The 17,679-nt window shown below is 36.7% G+C and carries 18 protein-coding genes and 1 tRNA gene; 12 read left to right on the top strand and 7 right to left on the bottom strand.

Features of this window, described 5'->3' with window-relative positions; all coding sequences use genetic code 11:
• Positions 1-6: 6 nt before the first annotated feature.
• The 6 genes from WD055_01840 to WD055_01815 form a co-directional block, all read right to left on the bottom strand.
• Entirely contained in the window at positions 7-1,407 is a 1,401-nt protein-coding gene (locus tag WD055_01840) for a hypothetical protein (protein ID MEX0848942.1), read from the bottom strand.
• A gap of 75 nt (positions 1,408-1,482) precedes the next feature.
• Positions 1,483-1,995 (bottom strand): hypothetical protein, encoded by a 513-nt coding sequence (locus WD055_01835; GenBank protein MEX0848941.1) that lies wholly within the window; start codon positions 1,993-1,995, stop codon positions 1,483-1,485.
• Positions 1,992-2,699 carry an N-acetylmuramoyl-L-alanine amidase gene (locus WD055_01830; GenBank protein MEX0848940.1) on the bottom strand — a complete coding sequence of 236 codons (708 nt, stop codon included), beginning with the start codon at positions 2,697-2,699 and terminating at the stop codon, positions 1,992-1,994. Before WD055_01830 ends, WD055_01835 begins: the two co-directional genes overlap by 4 nt.
• Complete coding sequence (locus tag WD055_01825; protein MEX0848939.1) at positions 2,690-4,873, bottom strand: ATP-dependent RecD-like DNA helicase; 2,184 nt, start codon at positions 4,871-4,873, stop codon at positions 2,690-2,692. The genes WD055_01830 and WD055_01825 overlap by 10 nt, the downstream gene beginning before the upstream one ends.
• A 15-nt stretch (positions 4,874-4,888) precedes the next feature.
• Complete coding sequence (locus WD055_01820; GenBank protein ID MEX0848938.1) at positions 4,889-5,611, bottom strand: hypothetical protein; 723 nt, start codon at positions 5,609-5,611, stop codon at positions 4,889-4,891.
• Positions 5,612-5,644: 33 nt separating this feature from the next.
• A complete protein-coding gene (locus WD055_01815; protein ID MEX0848937.1) occupies positions 5,645-7,267 on the bottom strand; it encodes a hypothetical protein in 1,623 nt (540 codons plus the stop codon).
• Between the two features lie 304 nt (positions 7,268-7,571).
• On the opposite strand from WD055_01815, the gene atpE reads away from it, so the two are divergent.
• The 8 genes from atpE (at position 7,572) to WD055_01775 (ending at position 12,174) form a co-directional block, all read left to right on the top strand.
• Positions 7,572-7,814 (top strand): ATP synthase F0 subunit C, encoded by a 243-nt coding sequence (gene atpE / locus WD055_01810; protein MEX0848936.1) that lies wholly within the window; start codon positions 7,572-7,574, stop codon positions 7,812-7,814.
• A 43-nt stretch (positions 7,815-7,857) separates the two neighbouring features.
• Positions 7,858-8,202 carry a hypothetical protein gene (locus WD055_01805; GenBank protein ID MEX0848935.1) on the top strand — a complete coding sequence of 115 codons (345 nt, stop codon included), beginning with the start codon at positions 7,858-7,860 and terminating at the stop codon, positions 8,200-8,202.
• Entirely contained in the window at positions 8,189-8,683 is a 495-nt protein-coding gene (locus tag WD055_01800) for a hypothetical protein (GenBank protein MEX0848934.1), read from the top strand. Before WD055_01805 ends, WD055_01800 begins: the two co-directional genes overlap by 14 nt.
• Positions 8,680-9,216 (top strand): ATP synthase F1 subunit delta, encoded by a 537-nt coding sequence (gene atpH, locus WD055_01795; GenBank protein ID MEX0848933.1) that lies wholly within the window; start codon positions 8,680-8,682, stop codon positions 9,214-9,216. Before WD055_01800 ends, atpH begins: the two co-directional genes overlap by 4 nt.
• A gap of 8 nt (positions 9,217-9,224) precedes the next feature.
• Entirely contained in the window at positions 9,225-10,727 is a 1,503-nt protein-coding gene (gene atpA / locus WD055_01790) for a F0F1 ATP synthase subunit alpha (GenBank protein MEX0848932.1), read from the top strand.
• 25 nt (positions 10,728-10,752) lie between these two features.
• Positions 10,753-11,448, top strand: coding sequence for a hypothetical protein (locus WD055_01785; protein ID MEX0848931.1), 696 nt, complete (start codon positions 10,753-10,755; stop codon positions 11,446-11,448).
• A gap of 77 nt (positions 11,449-11,525) precedes the next feature.
• Positions 11,526-11,602, top strand: a tRNA-Arg gene (locus WD055_01780).
• Positions 11,603-11,958: 356 nt separating this feature from the next.
• The gene (locus WD055_01775) at positions 11,959-12,174 is read left to right on the top strand and encodes a GIY-YIG nuclease family protein (protein ID MEX0848930.1); all 216 of its coding nucleotides are present in this window, start codon (positions 11,959-11,961) and stop codon (positions 12,172-12,174) included.
• Positions 12,175-12,371: 197 nt separating this feature from the next.
• Here the strand turns inward: WD055_01775 and WD055_01770 are convergent, their stop codons facing one another.
• Complete coding sequence (locus WD055_01770) at positions 12,372-13,016, bottom strand: hypothetical protein (protein MEX0848929.1); 645 nt, start codon at positions 13,014-13,016, stop codon at positions 12,372-12,374.
• Positions 13,017-13,248: 232 nt separating this feature from the next.
• On the opposite strand from WD055_01770, the gene WD055_01765 reads away from it, so the two are divergent.
• From WD055_01765 to WD055_01750, 4 genes are all read left to right on the top strand, one after another.
• Positions 13,249-14,145, top strand: a complete 897-nt coding sequence (locus tag WD055_01765; protein ID MEX0848928.1) for an SAM-dependent methyltransferase — start codon at positions 13,249-13,251, stop codon at positions 14,143-14,145.
• A gap of 102 nt (positions 14,146-14,247) precedes the next feature.
• Positions 14,248-14,568: a hypothetical protein gene (locus WD055_01760; protein MEX0848927.1), complete on the top strand. Its 321-nt coding sequence runs from the start codon at positions 14,248-14,250 to the stop codon at positions 14,566-14,568.
• 411 nt (positions 14,569-14,979) lie between these two features.
• The gene (locus tag WD055_01755) at positions 14,980-15,978 is read left to right on the top strand and encodes an IBR domain-containing protein (protein MEX0848926.1); all 999 of its coding nucleotides are present in this window, start codon (positions 14,980-14,982) and stop codon (positions 15,976-15,978) included.
• 245 nt (positions 15,979-16,223) lie between these two features.
• Positions 16,224-17,672, top strand: a complete 1,449-nt coding sequence (locus WD055_01750) for a hypothetical protein (protein MEX0848925.1) — start codon at positions 16,224-16,226, stop codon at positions 17,670-17,672.
• Positions 17,673-17,679 lie beyond the last annotated feature (7 nt).

The raw sequence follows: 17,679 nt of genomic DNA, 5'->3' as shown, positions 1-17,679 counted from the left end.
GTTTATCTAAAAGAAGAAATAAGATGCTAAAATAAATCGAACGTTGCTTACGGGGACAACATTTTCAATCTGTCCGGATGGTTTAACCGTGCCATAGCCTGCGCGTGTCCATTCTATTTCGGCACCAAATACAATTGGTCTGAAATGTAAGCGGATACGTGGATTAACTTTGGCCATATATTTAATATCTGGTCCGCGTGCATATACTAATGATTCAGTTTCACCTTTGGTATTTGTGATAGATGGAATAATTGGTGTACTGGTTCCTAAATTTTTAGTGAGTCCTCCAAAAAGACCTGGGGATATTTTTTTATCAAGGTTAAAATCTATCCAATAGGTCATAACATTAATATTTGCATAGGTGCGTTCATCAGTGCGCGGGTTGATAGTCTTTACTGCATAGCCACCAAGCATGCCATAGTCGCCGGTGTTTTGCCCCCATACAAATTGTGTTCGTATTGAAAGTGGTTCGGCGGTTATTTTTGCATATATATCAAAGGCGGAGCTGGTAATAGTTTCACGTGTTCTTACACATTTATTAGTGACTAATCGTGGCATCAACCTTTTAATATCAAATCCAACGCCGAATACATATTTAGTGCTTTGTGGCCCGAGCCACAGCTGTGCATTGAAAACCGGCATCATTGAGCGTCGTAAATATATACTGCTTCTTCCCTCAGGACCTTCACTGCGTGCGCGTAATTGCGTAAGGGCCGTTAATACTAAATTCAGTTTATTTTTCCATCCTTTGGTAAAACGTACTTGTGGGTCGCGCACATTTGGATGAACCGGTGCGCCACGATTACGGCCGATAATTTTTGGATCCAAGTCAAGATGCGCTAGTCGAATAGGATGGTAATATTGACCTGCCCAAAAGGTGATTTCCGGTTCTTTCCAAGTTAATTTCATATAGGCGTGTCGTGCACGGGCGCGTGCTAAAACTTCATTTGATCCTATAAAGTCAAATTCAATCAAACCAAATATTTCAGCGCCATTAAAAAATTTTAGAGGAACGGGAGCATTTTCAATTATTGGTCCATAGAATTTTGCACGTCCACGTGTTTCGAGTGGTGACATGCTAAACTCGCCAACCGCGTTTATATCTTTGCCACGTGGATCGCACTCTTTTGGTTGCGGTGCAAAAAGTTGCAAGCCGGATACGCTTGCATCAACTTGACGACTATCCCAAAATGGTTCATGCATGACATAGCCGCTAATTTCAGCTTTTACAGGATATTTACCTAAAGCTAATTCTTTACGGGCATAGAGACTGCGAAAGAATGCTGTCCAGGGAAAAAATTCTTTCTTGTCTATAGTATAGGGATATGCAATATCAAATATGGCGGAAAAACAGTTGAATGTGTAGCCGATAATTAGGATACAACAAATTTTGTTTTTGAATTTCATTACTAACCTTTTGTTGCTTCTTACTTGGAACGATAACGTTAATTTACCTGGATTGCATAACTTGTAAAGATTTTTTTAAAATAGATTGGTTGGCCAGCTGTGAGAAAAATCCAGATGAGGATCATGAAATTGCTTATGGCGAAGTAAAAAACGTACTTTGGAAACTGAACAGCATTGTGCAACTGTTTTTAGTAGGCTTTGTATAAAATCTGTTTTTTGTTGTATTGATTGTTGTTTGCCGAATGGCTGACGATCGAATGAAATAAACAGTTCAGTTTCTGATCGATTGAGCATGGCAGTTTCAATATGTAGTTTTTTATGTAGTCCTTCTTCATAGAGATACATGAGCCAAGAGTTGAGGACATAGTGCAGATTTTTTTGCATATTATCAGTCCAAATTATTGTTTTAGTTTCTTGTTGCAATGCATGAGCGCTCCAATAGAGAATGTATTCTTTTTGTTCAGTTTTTGTGGTTGTTGCTTCAGTTGTCGGTATTGGCCTTTGGATGATTATCCATTCTTTTTGTAATGAAAAAAAGAGTAAAGCTGACATGACACTGCATATAATGATAAAAGGCAGGCGTCTCACTTTTGTTCCTCTAGGCATGTATATAGTGCATCGGAAATGAGTGAAATAGTGTTATGCAGATTATGGGCAGAATTGCATCCAATTTCTATGCATAAAGCGGGTGCATTAATTCCTTTAAGTGGGATGCAGGCAATGCCTTTTGGCGCATGTGCATCGCAGATGCGAGTACAAGGGGAGATAGAGGTGTATATTTTGTTTGCATAGATTGTTGTTAGGGCACTGTGTGATTGATATGCATTTTCCAAAGGAATCAAGCAGTTGTTGTCTGTAGTCGTTTGATTTGTATAGTAATACATGTAGATTTGAGGTTTAATATGTGTGCTTTGATATGCGCAAAGATTGATGAACAGATGAGGTGCACATCGATTTGCAAAACGAGTTTTTTCTCGTTGATCGTTTTGTTCACCGGGTAGACGTGTGAAGAGTACCATAATATTGTTATCTTTTTTTTCTAAAATCTCTTTGAGTTGATGAGCAATGCGTGATGTATATGTACGTTCATAATTGTCGCCAATTAATCGGCCGGGATTGCGTGCATCTCCTGCAGGATCAAGTATGAGTGTTATTTTTTTTTTACGTGCAGGAAAGGTAGTGATAACAATAAAGAGTGTAAGCAGGATGATCCTTCGATACACTGCTAAAGCAGTACTTACGTCTATGCTAAAGCTACGACGCACAAGCAGGATGAATTTTGTTATCGACATGTTAAATCGCTTTTTAAATAGTGATCTAAGAAAGTAACACGTTTGATATCTTTTGTGTTGTTAATTGCCATACCGATTGCTTTCGGTTGCCCAATAAATATACACAATTTTTTTGCACGTGTAATAGCGGTATAGATTAAGTTTCTGCGTAAAAGCATAAAATGTTGCATAAATATAGGAATGATTGCAGCATCAAATTCAGAACCTTGGCTTTTATGAATTGAAATTGCATAAGCTAAAACCAGCTCGTCAAGTTCACTAAAATCATACTCTACAGTTGTGCCTAAAAAATTTACGTACATAATGCGATCGGTTTTATTAATTGCATCAATCACACCGGTATCACCATTAAATACGTTTTTATCATAGTTATTTCTGATCTGCATAACACGATCTTTAATCTTAAAGTTGTTTCCACCGTGTGAAATTTGCTGATCGGTTTCTATGTTATTGAGCATATGCTGGATGTCGTAATTTAATTTTTGTGTGCCGACCAAACCACGATTCATAGGAACCAAAGTTGTTGCATTATTTGGATAAATACCGAATTTAGCCAAACCTCCTTTATAGATTTTTTCAAGATGCTTGATAACATTAGTCGGTTCATTTTCTTTGATAAATATGAAATCTTTTTTTGCACCGTCAATCGGTGCGATAGGAAATTCACCTTGATTGATTCTATGCGCATTGACAATGATCATACTGTTTTGAGCTTGTCTGAAAATTTGTGTTAAGCGCACATGTGCTATTTTTTCACTTTCAAGGAGATCGTGCAATACATTGCCCGGTCCAACTGAAGGAAGCTGATCAACATCACCGATAAATACGACATGTGCATGATGAGGTACTGCACGTAAAATTGAATACATTAAGAAGATATCGAGCATTGATGCTTCATCAATAATTAAAAAATGTAATTTGAGTGCATTATTTTCATTTTTAGAAAAACCGAAACTGCTTACATCAAATTCAAGTAAACGATGAATGGTGCAGGCAGTTTTACCGGTGCTTTCGCTCATACGTTTTGCAGCACGTCCGGTTGGAGCAGCAAGTTTATATGATACATGATTATCATCTAAGGTTTCGATCAGTTTTTTTATCAATGTTGTTTTACCGGTTCCGGGGCCACCGGTAACGATTGATATTTTATTTTGAAGACAGGTCAATATGCCTCGTTGTTGAGCTTCGTTGAGCTCAACTTCACCAGGTTTTGATACACGCAGTTGTTGATAGACTTCATCAATTTTAAACGGAATGTCACTTGGATAACTTTGTAGCTTTTCAATTTTTTTTGCAGTGCCAAATTCGGTAAAGTAATGTTTGGTGAGTGCAATAAAATGTTTGTTTTCATGACTTACGATTTTTATTTTATCACTATTGTAGAGATCGTGAAATGATGCTTTGAGCAGTTGATCTTTTTGTTCAATCTCAAGTTCAAGAAGCTCGGCGGTTTTTTCTTTGAGCTCATCGAGTTCACAATAGAGATGTCCTTGACCGCTTTGTTCAGTTAATGCATATAAAATACCTGCGCGTACTCGTTTGATTGAATGCTTTTCAAAGTTAAGTTGCAATGCTATTTGATCGGCAGTTTTGAAACCGATGCCCCAAATTTCTTCTGCTAAACGGTAGGGATTTTCAGAGACAGTTGCAATTGATTCTTGGCCATATTTTTTATAGATTTTTGTAGCATAAGCGGGAGAAATTCCTTTGTCTTGTAGAAAAACCATGACGTTGGAGATCTCTTTTTGATCATGCCATGCATTGATAATTTGTTCGATCCGTTTTGGGCCGATACCTTCAACTTGTGACAAAAGATGTGGTTTTTTATCAATGACTTCTAAGGTTTCGGTGCCAAATGCATTGACCAATTTTTCTGCATATTTTGGACCGATACCTTTTATCATGCCTGAGCCTAAATATTTTTTTAGGCCAAGAACGCTTGTTGGAGCACTCGCAGTGCATGATTTTGCTTCAAATTGTCGTCCAAACTTTGGATGCATAACCCAAGCGCCTTGTATGGTGACCTGTTCACCAGGTTGAATTTGAGGCATGTGGCCGCGGACAATAGTTGATTTATCTTTACCAAAAACTAAAACAAATACGGAAAATCCATTTTGTTCATTTTGATAAATACATTTTTCAATAGTTCCGGTTAATTCTTCTTGCTCGATCATAAATCTATTTTTTCGTTATTGTTGTCGAGAGTAATTGTTTATTTTTTGTTTTTGGCGTTCAAAAACCTGTGCAAACTGCTGTGCGCGCATTTTTTTTTCGCGATCAGTTTCGAGTGAATTAATAAATTGCTTAGTTGCTTTTGGGCAACTTGAAATAAGATCATCTAAGAAATTGAGTAGGTCTTGAAGAAAATGTACCAAGTCATCAAATGTTTGTACATTTTCTTCGAAAGCGACCATATCTTGACCTTCAGCTTCTCCTGCCCACAAATGTAAAATGCTATTTTCCCGTTTATGTAGGCGCAATGATTCTTCAATTAAGATAAGCATTTGCGGTTTAAATCCTCGTCCTAATTCTACAAATGGATTGATTTGTATGTTGAAATCTTTTTTTACTTCTTTGAGTCGGTTGTACATGATTTCATGATCAACTTCGCCTTGTTTTTCAACAGTGTATAATTCTTGAATGGTGTATTGTGTATTGTCAAATGTATAAGAACCTTGGTGTGATCCATCTTTTTGTAGTGTGCCTTGTAGCATGCGCACAAGACGTGTGCGAATTTTTAATATCGCACGAATCGTTTGTCCGTGCAGGCCAAATGATCTACCATCAATCGCTTTGAGTAGTTTTGAGATGAGTATGGTGTTTCCGGTGATCATACGGCGATAGACTTCTGCATTGTTATTGATTGCTGTAAGCAAACAGATGCTCATTAAGATTGTTTTTTTGTTAAACATAATTTTTATATTCCTTATATTTTTTCAACATTATTAAAAACTTTTTTCAAAATTAAAGCTGAGTAAAAAATCGCTTCCGATGCCGGTAGAGGTGAAATCGTATTGGCCATTAAGTGTGAGCAACCATCCACTTGGTCGTTTCCAAAAAAGATTACCCATAAAGCCAACTTGATAACCAAATGGTTTGCGTGCAATCTTGCAATTGAGTGGTGTTGGAAATCCTTCAGGAACACGGATATCAGATAAGCGTTCTTTTGTGGTGAGCCATGTATCGGTACCCACAAAATATCCCCATCTTTGATTTGTTTCATATATATATTTGGTCATCCAACGGAAAATAATACCGGGTTGAACTTTGGTAGATAATGAGAATGGGAAAACTTTATCGGTTAATTGTGATTCTAAAAAGCCTAGAACTGCGCGTGCATAAGCAGGATCATTTGTTACTTGATCAGTAATTACGCTTGTAGCACGATCGAGTCCGAGTGCTGCAAAACGTGCTTTGTTATCACCTTCAATAAAATAACGATTTTGCCTGTGTGGGAATAAATATTCAACTGACATACGACTGCGCATGGTAATGTTATCGGCCCATGGACGTTTGATGACGGAGTTAAGGGGCGTTTTTGATCGTATATATGCACCAACACCAAAATGTCCGCCATTGCCCATAGGGAGTTCAATAAGATTTGCATTGAACTGTTCAAGTGCATCTTGGCCAAATTGAGTGACAATGTTTTGAATTGCATCAAAATCCATTTTTTCAGTTGCTAAATCAAATAACTTGCAAAAGTCTAGTAATGGACCACGGCAACGTTTTTTGAATGTAGAACCATACAATCCATTTTTTATTGAAAAAGCGGTAGGTATCGTTGCTTGTACACCAATTTTAGTGGTCATTCCGGGCATATTTGTGAAAGGGAAATCAAAGTTTAAACGCAAATCACCAAGGCCGACTTTATCTGCAATGAGATTATTACGTGCAAATTCCATATCATCGGTCGGGTCGGTAATACCTAACGCTGCTTGAATAAGATCGATTTCTTGTGGCGTTAGGAATATATTTGACTCAAGATAATAAAAAGGAAATAGAAATCTAAAGCGATATTGGCCCCATCTGCGCATGCCATGAAACATTGCGCCGGTTCTGCGTTCTTGCACTGTTGTATTTGCAAATAAAGGGAGGACTTCACGTAATTGAAATGGCAATTCGGTCAATTCTTCAGCTCGTCTTTGAATTTCATTTAATAAGGTTTCATTGAAAATTGCTAAATAAGAGCATAGGGCGGTGCTTTTTCGTGTGAAATTGTCACGTGTAGTTTGATTATAAAAAATGTGTGCCCCAATTTCCCAATCACGGGCATAAAATTTTTGTGGTAAAAAAAGCCCATAATCTAAAAGGCTTCGTTGGTTAAGTTCGTTTGTCCGTTTATAAAAGTCTTGTTGTAGAATACACAATGCATCTAGATCATCTATAAGAAGCATGACGACATCCGCAGGATCAGCATTAGTGCAGACCGGCTCTAAAGCAAGATTCGGATTATCGTCAAAGAAATCAAACGCAAGATCATCAGCTGAATGTATAGGAATGTGTAGCTGAGTAGTAACGAAAAAAAAGAGGCTATAAAGTAGCCGGTGTTTGTTTTTTAAATACATTTTATTTTTCTAATGTTTAATTGGGTCAAATTAATACAGTATTGTTTTGCATAACTATTCATATAACTAAAAGATAATTTTACTTTATTTTGCAAGGAAACACAAAAGCATGACCTTGATTATCTTTAAAAAAGCATTATTCCATTAACATTTTCAAGAGTTTGTGTTGTTTTATTTTGTGCTTGTGTAATGATTATCAGATATAGATGAATGTGGGGTTGTAAATGTTGGTTATTATGAGTTAAACTGTTATCAGTTAAATGGTTGAATTTAAATTAAAAACTATTAAAGAGAAAGGCGTATTATGGATGGTATGTTTTACGCTAAAGCAGCGGCATATTTTGGAGCTGCAATTGCTATGGGTGTTGGAAGTGTTGGGCCTGCAATAGGTCAGGGAATGATTGGCGCAAAAGCTTGTGAGAATCTTGGCAAGTATCCTGAAAGTTCGGGTCAAATTCGTACTACTATGATGATTGCAATGGGTATTGTAGAGAGTTCTGCGATTTATTGTTTGATTATAGCATTTGCATTAACATTCATGGTGTAATTGAGATAGCTACATGGAAGTTAATATTACTTTATTTGTTCAGATGATCAATTTTCTTGTGGCATGGTTTTTGTTACGGAATTTGTATTTTAAACCTGCACTTGTTGCATTAGATGGTGAACAGCAAAAGCATAATGCTGTTGTTGATACAAAGCACAAATGGCAAGGGTATGTGCATACAAAACAACAAGAAATTGAAAGTCACTGGCATATGCTTAAATGTTTTTCTAAAAAAAATAAGCCGGATATTACCCATCCGGATTTTTTTATATTTAAAAATATTGCACCAAAGCTTATGCCTATTGATTTTGAACAAGAACAGTTAGATGATTTATCTGCTCAGATTACCGATAAAATAGTTTCGGAGGTTGAGCATGTTGACGTATGAGATGGTTGTTTGGTTACTATTTCGCTTTGTTGATTTGTTAATCATTATAGCTTTGTTTTTGTATGGTTTTATCAAATGGGGTCTTCCGCTGCTGCGTCAAAATGTATTGAGTGAGCGCAAAAAAAAACAAGATTTGGCCAATGATGTAGAGCAGTTGCATAATAAGGCACAGATTTTAGATGCAAAACTTGTCCAAGATGATGCACATATTTCATTACTTGAGCATCAAGTGCGTCTGTGGCAAGAAACTTGTAAGCGTAAGCATAACAAGCGTTTGCTCGAAAAAGAGGATATTCAAGTCCGTCTGGAAAAATCTTATATCCAACAAATAGAAGAAATTGCTCAACAAAAATTGTATGACAAAGTGGTTCCGGATGCTATTGCTCGAGCAGAAGATGCATTGAAAAAAAAATTTGATAATAATGTAGATGAAGCCTTTGTAGATGCATTGCTTATGAGTATGCAAAAGGAAGATATATGACCGCATCAGAACAGATTTTGTCCCGTCGCTATGCAGCAGCATTTATAGCTGTGTGTCCAATATCATATGAAGATTTTTTGTTTATAAAAAAAGCATTAAAGTATTTTAAGAAGCATGCAAAGCTTGTTTATTTTTTATCTCTTCCTACTATGGATAAAAAACAAAAAAAAGAGCTCATGCATACACTATTTATACAACTGAAGTTGCCTCATTGTTTTAATGATCTTTTGTCATTGCTGGTTGAGCAAAAGCGTACAAAACTAATTGCTGATGTTTTGTATTATATCGTGCAGTTGTATCAGGAAAAAAATAATATCATGGAATTTTCAATCGAAAGTTCTTGCGCATTAGATAAGAAAAAATTGGATGCGATTCAACAATTTCTTGCGCATCGTACGGGTAACGATATTATATATACATATCGAGAAAATAAAAATTTAATAGCTGGTATTCGTTTGCAAAGTGATACTCTTTTGTGGGAATATTCAGTGCGCAAAAAATTACGCGCCATCAGCTTGTCACTCATGAGATAAGGTACAAAATGAATGTGAAAAGCACCGATTTAGTTTCATTGTTTGAAGATGCATTAAAAGGAGCACCACGTCCTGAGTTGGATGAAACCGGTGTGGTGGTTCAAGTTGGTGATGATGTATGCAGTGTGCATGGTTTGCGTAACGCAGTGTACGGTGAATTGGTTACATTTGAAGGTGGAAATAAGGGTATTGTATTTAATTTAGATGAATATTCTGTTTCCGTATTTTTATTATATAACAGTATTCCTGTTGCAGAATTAGAGGTAGTAAAACGAACCGGTGGCGAATTTAAAGCACCGGTTGGTGATGCATTAATTGGTCGCGTGATCAATGCTGTTGGCAAGCCACTTGATGGTCGTGGTGCAATTGATGCAACGGATTATCAATCAATACAGCCTGAGATCGCATCGATTATCGAACGAAGCCCTATAGATGAATCACTTGAGACCGGGATTATTGCAATTGATGCATTAGTTCCAATTGGAAAAGGTCAACGTGAACTGATTATTGGTAATCGTAATACCGGAAAGACTGCAGTTGCCTTAGATACAATTTTACATCAAAAAGATAAAAATGTTATTTGCGTGTATGTTTCTATTGGCCAGCGTCAAGCAAATCTTGCGCGTATTTTACGTTTGTTAGAAGAAAATAGCGCAATGGATTACACAGTTATTGTTAGTGCTGATGCAAGTGAAGCGGTGCTCAATCAATGGTTGGCTCCTTATGTTGGTTGTACCATTGGTGAATATTATCGTTCACAAGGTAAAGATGCGCTTATTATATATGATGATTTGAGTAATCATGCAATTGCTTATCGACAAATGTCATTGTTGATGCGTCAATCGCCGGGGCGTGAAGCATATCCCGGTGATGTATTTTATTTGCATGCACGTTTACTTGAGCGCGCAGGAAAAACAATTAATGGCGGTTCATTGACTGCCTTGCCTATGGTGCAAATTCAATCGGATGATATTACTGCATATATTCCAACTAATTTAATTTCCATTACTGATGGGCAAATCTTTTTAGATACCAAATTATTTAATCAAGGTATGCGACCTGCAGTGAATGTAGAGCTTTCAGTTTCACGTGTTGGCGGTGCTGCACAAACAAAAGCAATTAAGCGTATGACAAAAGCGTTACGTTTAGAATTAGCGCAATATCATGAACTGTTAAGTTTTGCGCAATTTGGGACCGAACTTGATGATGTTTCACAAAAAAAATTACAACGTGGGGCATTGGCCGGTGAATTGCTCAAGCAGCCTCAGTTTGTTACGTATAATTTTGTTGATCAATCATTGATGCTCTTTTTATTAAAAGAGGATTTTTTAGATAAGCTTGACCTTAAGAACGTGCATGCATTTGCAACGCAGTTTGTCAGTTTTGTTTCATCGGTGCATAAAGAGTTGTATGACAGTATCTTTAATTCACAAGATATAACTGACGAACAGATCAAACAGCTTAAAAAGATTGCTCATGATTTTGAAAAACTTTTTGTTGCGCCTGAGTAGTAATTTTTTTTAAAAAAGGCAGAAAATGATGAAGCATCTCTTTTTAATGCTACTTTTTATGATATATCTATATGCATATTCTATGGATGTAAGTTCAAAGAAAAACTTTAGTTGGTGTAAGATTGCGCTTGATTCTTCTAGTCTTTTATTTTCTTCGGGTCTTGTACGTGTTGATAAAAGTTCAAATCAATGGTTGTCAGCTTTAATTCGTGCTAAAAACAAAAGGGTGCTAGAGGCTACTTGTGTCGCATTACAGCAATTTGATTTAGAGGCGTCTATTATTAATCGTAGGAAATTAAGAGGGATTGAAGCTCGTCAATTGAATGAAACAACCCCTGTATTTCTTTCATACTACTCTCTTGATAATGAGGATTTTATTGCACAAATTAAAACTTCAATTGGTGCAAATGATGATGTTGAGCTCCTTATTGCGCGTGGTTCTCTAGAAGATAATGCGGTCACTATATATGCTCCTGATGGTGCAATTGAGCTGCAAAAGCATATATTGTGTTTTTTTTGGCCTGAAAATAAAGAGGAATTTAAAAAAAAGAGAGGATTTAATAGAAAAGTTAAATCAATAAGTTCTAATTTAGATATTATTGCCCATGATAGTGATGAGCCATGCTCAGGTTTGATTATTGATTTATTGAAGTTATTAGAAGATAAAGATAAAAAGAAGCGAGATGCAGAATTACATTCATGTGGATGCGTGATATCTTAATTTTTTCGTTGTAATACCTGATTATTTGCGATATACTACATTTTGTCTATCTTTTCTTTTCATTAGACATTTTTTATGTGCCCGTAGCTCAGTTGGATAGAGCAACGGACTTCTAATCCGTAGGTCGAGGGTTCGAATCCTTCCGGGCACACCAGTCTTCGCTTATCCGGGCCTTCAGGCTCGGCAAGCTACGCCTGGCTATCGCCATTACTAAATGTCTTAAAATTAAAAAATAAAGCGAAGACTGCCCGCCGAAGTGTGCCGAGCCTGAAGGCCCGGACAGACGTAGGCTGGGCCAAACACGGCGATTCTATAGAGACTTTTTTCGCATAAAGCTTCGGCTGGCAGGCCATTTTCTTAACGGAATAAATTTGATAAAATAAAAAAACTTAATCGATAATAAGCGAAGGCTGCCCGCCATAGTCTTGGCGACGGCTGGGCTAATCTGTGATCATTTTTCCAATAATTATAAAGATATAGATTATGTATTATGTATATATAATTTGATCGATCAACTTTCCAGAACAAATATATGTTGGGCGTACAACAAATTTAGCTAAGCGAATATCAAACCACAACGCTGGAACGACTCCTTATACCAAAAAATATCGCCCCTGGGAGCTTCAGGTTCAAATAGGATTTAAGGATGAGGCCAAAGCAATTGAGTTTGAACAATATCTTAAGTCAGGTTCGGGAAGATCTTTTAGAGAACGAAGGTTGATATAACCTTCGCATAAAGCTTTCTACTTGGCTCTTCGAGCTACAAAGAACAAGTCAGCTGGCATGGCCTCTGTCCTTCGAAGCTTGAAGAGCGAAGTAGGAGTTAATCGTTTTAACGGAATAAATTTTAATAAAAAAAAGATAGTTGCGTATTTTATTACACAACTATCTTTTGTTACTTTAACTGTTTTTATTAAACTACATCAAAAAAGCAAACATGAGCTAAGGCTATTTCCCTCTTTTTGAACAAGGTCATATTTGCCATGGGCTTTAAGCCATGCTTTTGCTTCTAGCATTCCTTTTTGTAGAATACCAAGATCAATACAATGAAAAGGTATTATGCTGAATAGAACTTCAGATGACTTATCTTGCACATTATAGTTCAAAAGAGCAGTAACGATGAGCCATTTGAAAGCTTGGATAATATGATTTTTTTCTTTTTTATCTGATGGATTATAACGAACTGAGCTTATTGTAATTAATGTAAAACCTCGTTCCCACACATTGGTCGTCTTCATTGCCTGATCAAGTAGTTTCATCTTTACCGGATTGTGCATGTATTCCAGGTCTTCCTGCCTAAGAATTGTTTGGTTTTCTTTTAAAAAAATCTCAAAATTATCCTCAAAAAGACGTCTATGTGCAAGACTCAATAGCCATGCATTAGACCAGTTGTCTTTATCGCTCTCAAGATTGCTCTCAAGTGTGCGTTTGAGTGATGCTATTGCTTCAGGAACTGAAGACAATTCCATAAAAAGTAAAGCATCTTGAGGGCAAGGAGCTTTCAGGATATCTTCTGCGTGACATGCCACTGAATAGATTAGCAACATTGATAATACATATTTGAACATTTTGTCCCCTTGAAAAAAGATATTATAACTATAAAAATAGAATAAAAGATATTATGGTAAATGTAAAACGCTGTTTGCCTTCAAGAAGGGTATAATGATCAAACTACATCCATCTTTCCTTCGTAGTTTTAATTTTCTTTATCAATCAAATGAATTTTAGCTTAAAAATTGTTTATTAAATTATGACTGTTACAATCAATTGATTACTATAACTAACCAAAGGGATTAAGCTATGCATATTTCATTGGCCATTTATAATCTTGAATATGAACTTGAGCGAGAGCTAAATTATAGAAATATAGATTTTGAAAAACATGATAGGCTTTATTTTTTTGATGCCGATTATCGGCCGCTTTTTGCGCAAGTGACGTGGATAAATTGCAAGAGGTTGCCTATTGTATCTATTAATGATGGTATAAAACAGTTGCGTGCATTGGGGAAAAATTGGGCTCTGTTCTCTATAGATTATCATCGCAGAGCTCAGTTAATTCAGGATGGCTTGGCAAAAGTTAAAAAATCTCCAATTGCATTCTTGGCAGACCGGCCAAAACATTCGATGGGTGGATGGACGCTTTATGATAAAGATACCATTATATGTTCTGCCCAAACGACATCACAATATCCGCTAGGTGTGTGTGAGTTTATTGAAAATAAAACAACACCTCCTTCGCGAGCATATCTTAAGTTATGGGAATTTTTCACTATACATCATCAGCCGCCGGTTGCCGGAGCTCATGTGCTTGATATGGGTGCATCTCCCGGTGGATGGAGTTGGGTATTGGCTTCATTAGATTTAAAGGTTACTGCTGTCGACAAGGCACCGCTTGATCAAAAAATAGCTAAATTGCCCAATATCACCTTTCTGCAAGAAAGTGCTTTTGCCTTATCGCCTGATAGCCTACCACAAGTAGATTGGTTTTTTTCTGATATTATCTGTTATCCTGAACGATTGCTCAATCTTATTACAACATGGATGCATAAAGGTGGTGTGAAGAACTTTATGTGTACAATTAAATTTCAGGGAGAGGCTGATTTTGCTGTAATTGATCAGTTTCTTGCGGTACCTAATAGCCAAATTGTGCATCTCTTTCATAATAAGCATGAACTTACCTGGTGGGTGAGCCAATGATTATTGGTATTTTTAAGTTAGTAATTTTGACATATTTCAATTATGTTAATATTATGAAGTAGGTGTATCTTATTTCTTATCTTAATTTGGGGGCTTTTCTTTATGAATAGCATGCGTTTTTCTATGTTGTTAGCCATTGGTGTGGCTTTTGGTGGATATAATTATGTTTCAGCTGATGTTGCAGCAGTAGCCGGTGCGGCGCACAATTTTGCAAAAGAGGCTGGTGATACAGGGGCAGAGGCATTAGACAAGTTTGGGGCTTCTCTTGGTATTGATATAGATACTAGTTGTAAGCTAAAAAATAAACTAAGAGAGCTTAAGGAGGTTATCGGTTCAGATCTGGGTAAACTTCTTATTTCATTGGGTTTTGGAGTAGGTTTCGCTGTGAGTACTTTGTGTTGGCGTTTGCACAAATGCACTTAGAGTTATCAGTGAGTCTTTTCTAAAGGCGCTGAAAGTGTTATAGCGCTTAATTTAGCTAATTTTACAAAAAAAATAACAAAAAAAAGCGGTTCTTGAAAAAGGGCCGCTTTTTTTTGGCCTTTTGACCTAATGAGGTCATTTTGGCATTCTGAACATAAATACATATATAACTTGGCTGTTTTAGCTGTTTTAATGGGTGAAAATACCTAGGAGCACCCCCCCCCTTCTTTGTATTGCCTATTTGCAAAATATAAGTTTATTTTTTAAATAGTTAATTGACAAAAAGATGTTTTTGTCTATATTTGATAGTAAGATGAAAAAACAGATTTCGCTTAGTCAAAAAATAGTTTTTTGAAAAAATGGGTGAAATGTGAGGTTATTTTTAATATCTAATGGAGGAGGTCTTTATATATGAAGAGTTCAAAAATTACAGTTGTAGCATTAATATTAACTGTTCTAAATGTCAGTTCAATGTTTGCTGCGGATTATAGTCCATCTGAGTTAGGTCAACTACTAAAACGGGTTACACATGACAATGTTGCATTATCTCCAGGAGCACGAGCTTATTTGAATAAATTTGCAAATATTAATGCTTCGCGTGGTTCATCACCAAGAATTGCAGCTCTTATTTTAGAGCGTGCTCATCGTGCCAATAATATGACAACATCAAGAAGTTTTCCTGCAGCGACAACTGTTGCTCCTGTATATCAAGCAACTCATGTGCCTATAGTTCAAGCAGATGTTTCATCATTGATTGAATGTTCTATCTGTTTAGAAGATTGCAGACAAAGTGAATTTCCTCAAATACATTGTGGTCATAATAGTGTTTGTCGTCAGTGTTTAATGAGGCAAGTAGGGTTGGCACTGAAAGAACGTTCAACTGAAGAGCTTAAATGTTCAACTCTAGATTGTGCACAAGAGTATACCTTGGAAGATATTCGTTCAATTACACAAAACAATCGTAGAAGTATGGCACAATTTGATGATATTCAAATGCAAGAATATTTAAGAAAGAATCCGGGGACTAAGTTTTGTCCAACACCGGACTGTCCATTTGCCTTTTTTGTGCAAGATGAAAAAAGAGAATCAATTCAGTGTGATGCGTGTCATCAAATTTATTGTTCGCAATGTTTGTATAATCATGGTGACGGCATAGGTTGTGAAGATGCAAAGCATGAAAGAGAGTTGGCAGCAGATCCAAAAAGTGCGGATAAAGCTTCGCAAGATTGGGTGAGTCAAAACACAAAGTCATGCCCGGGTTGTAAGGCGCATATCCAAAAATATGAAGGATGTAATCATATGACGTGTAAAAAATGTTCCTTAGAATTTTGTTGGTTATGTTTTGCACGGTATTTTCATGATGGTGAGGGATATTCTCGTGCCAGATGCCGTTGCCCTCTATATGTGTAGAATATTGAGAAAGGGCAAGAGCTCAAATAGGAGTTCTGTTGCATGTTCAGTGAACTTACTATAATTGGTAGTATTTCATATTGAAATTTTATTGTGTTAACCAATATATTTATTGACAAAATGATTTTTATGTTTATATTTGATAGTAAGATGAAAAAACAGATTTCGCTTAGTCAAAAAATGGTTTTTTGAAAAAATGGGTGAAATGTGAGGTTATTTTTAATATCTAATGGAGGAGGTCTCTTATGAAGAGCCCAAAAAATACAGTTGTAGCATTAATGTTTAGTGCTTTGACTGTGAGTTCAGTTTTTGCATTTGATGATTATGCGCCCGATGCATTTGCTTTAGTAAATGAATCATCTTCAAATGTAGTTTCGTCAGTTGTTCCAGCATCAGGCTACTGGAATACAGCTAAAGAGTATGGTCAATCAGCTCTAGACGTTGTTGTTTCAGCTAAAGATACTGTTGTTGATGCAGCAAAAGAACATCCAAGAATAGCTTATGGTGTTGCAGGTGCAACAGGATTAGCAGCTTTGGGTGGTCTAAGTTATGGTGCATATAATAAATGGAGAAATCCATCAAATGCAACAGAAGTTCAAGAAGAAGCTTCTGTAGTTCCTGTAGTTAATGATTCTACAGATGTACAACCGGGATATTTTGCACGTTTGTTCAATTTGGTACAAAATAATAAAGTAGCAACAAGTGCGATAGCTCTTGCTGGTGCAGCAGCAGCTTATGCTGGTGCAAGTTATTTTGATAAATTGCCGGAATCTTGTCCGTCAACAAGTTCTTTAGCATCTTCTGTATGGAATATGATTAAGCCTTTTGGCGATAAAGTTACTGATACAGTAACTGCCGGATGTGCTTATGTTCCTGCGCAAAGTGGAGCTATAGTTGCCGGTGAAGCAGCTGCGGGTGCCTTGGCACTTGTAGGTGGTGCTTCAGCTTATGCTAAATATAAGCATGATCTTGGTGTTACAGATCAACTGTTTATAGTAAAAGATAAGGCTACAGATGCAGCTAAGTATGTTAGAGGTACTATTGTTGAACATAAAAATATCAGTGGTTCAATTGCGTTAGCTGTTGCAACTGTAGGTGTTGTCGGTGGTATTGAATATTACCTTCCTGGTACATTTGAAAAAGTTGCCGGTCCGGTAAAAGATTTTGCTGGTAAAGCAGCTTCAAAAACTGTTGACATTGCAAAAGCTGGTTATGCTTATGTTCCTGCACAAACTAAAACTGTAGTTGCTTGTGAAGCAGCTGTTGGTGCATTGGCACTTGCAGGTGTTCATCGTAAACCAATTACAAATGTAGCAAAAGCTGGTTATGACAAAGTTGCGACTGCAACTAAATCTGCAGCTCAATCAGTTCGCACTAGATTGCCTTGGAGTGCTAAATCAGAAGCAACTGAAGATTCATCTTCAATGATAATTGATCAAACTCCAGCAGTAGTTGAAACTCCAGTAGTTGCTCAAGAAGAAGCTCCAGTAGCAGTTGAAAATCCATCGGTAGTTGAAATTGCTAAAATTCCTGCAAATGCAGCTGAATTAGGTCAATTACTTAAAACAGTTAAAAACGACGATGTAACTTTGTCTGCAGAATTGCAAACTCACTTGAATGAAATAGCAGACATTAATGCTCCACGTGGTTCACAGAAAAGAATTGCAGCTCTAATTTTACAAGCAGCTGTTTAAACTACGA

Source organism: Candidatus Dependentiae bacterium (genome assembly GCA_040878395.1).
GTDB lineage: Bacteria > Babelota > Babeliae > Babelales > Vermiphilaceae > JAKBEL01.
Note: the sequence above shows the minus strand (reverse complement) of the source record. Positions and strands in the feature narration are given on the sequence as shown.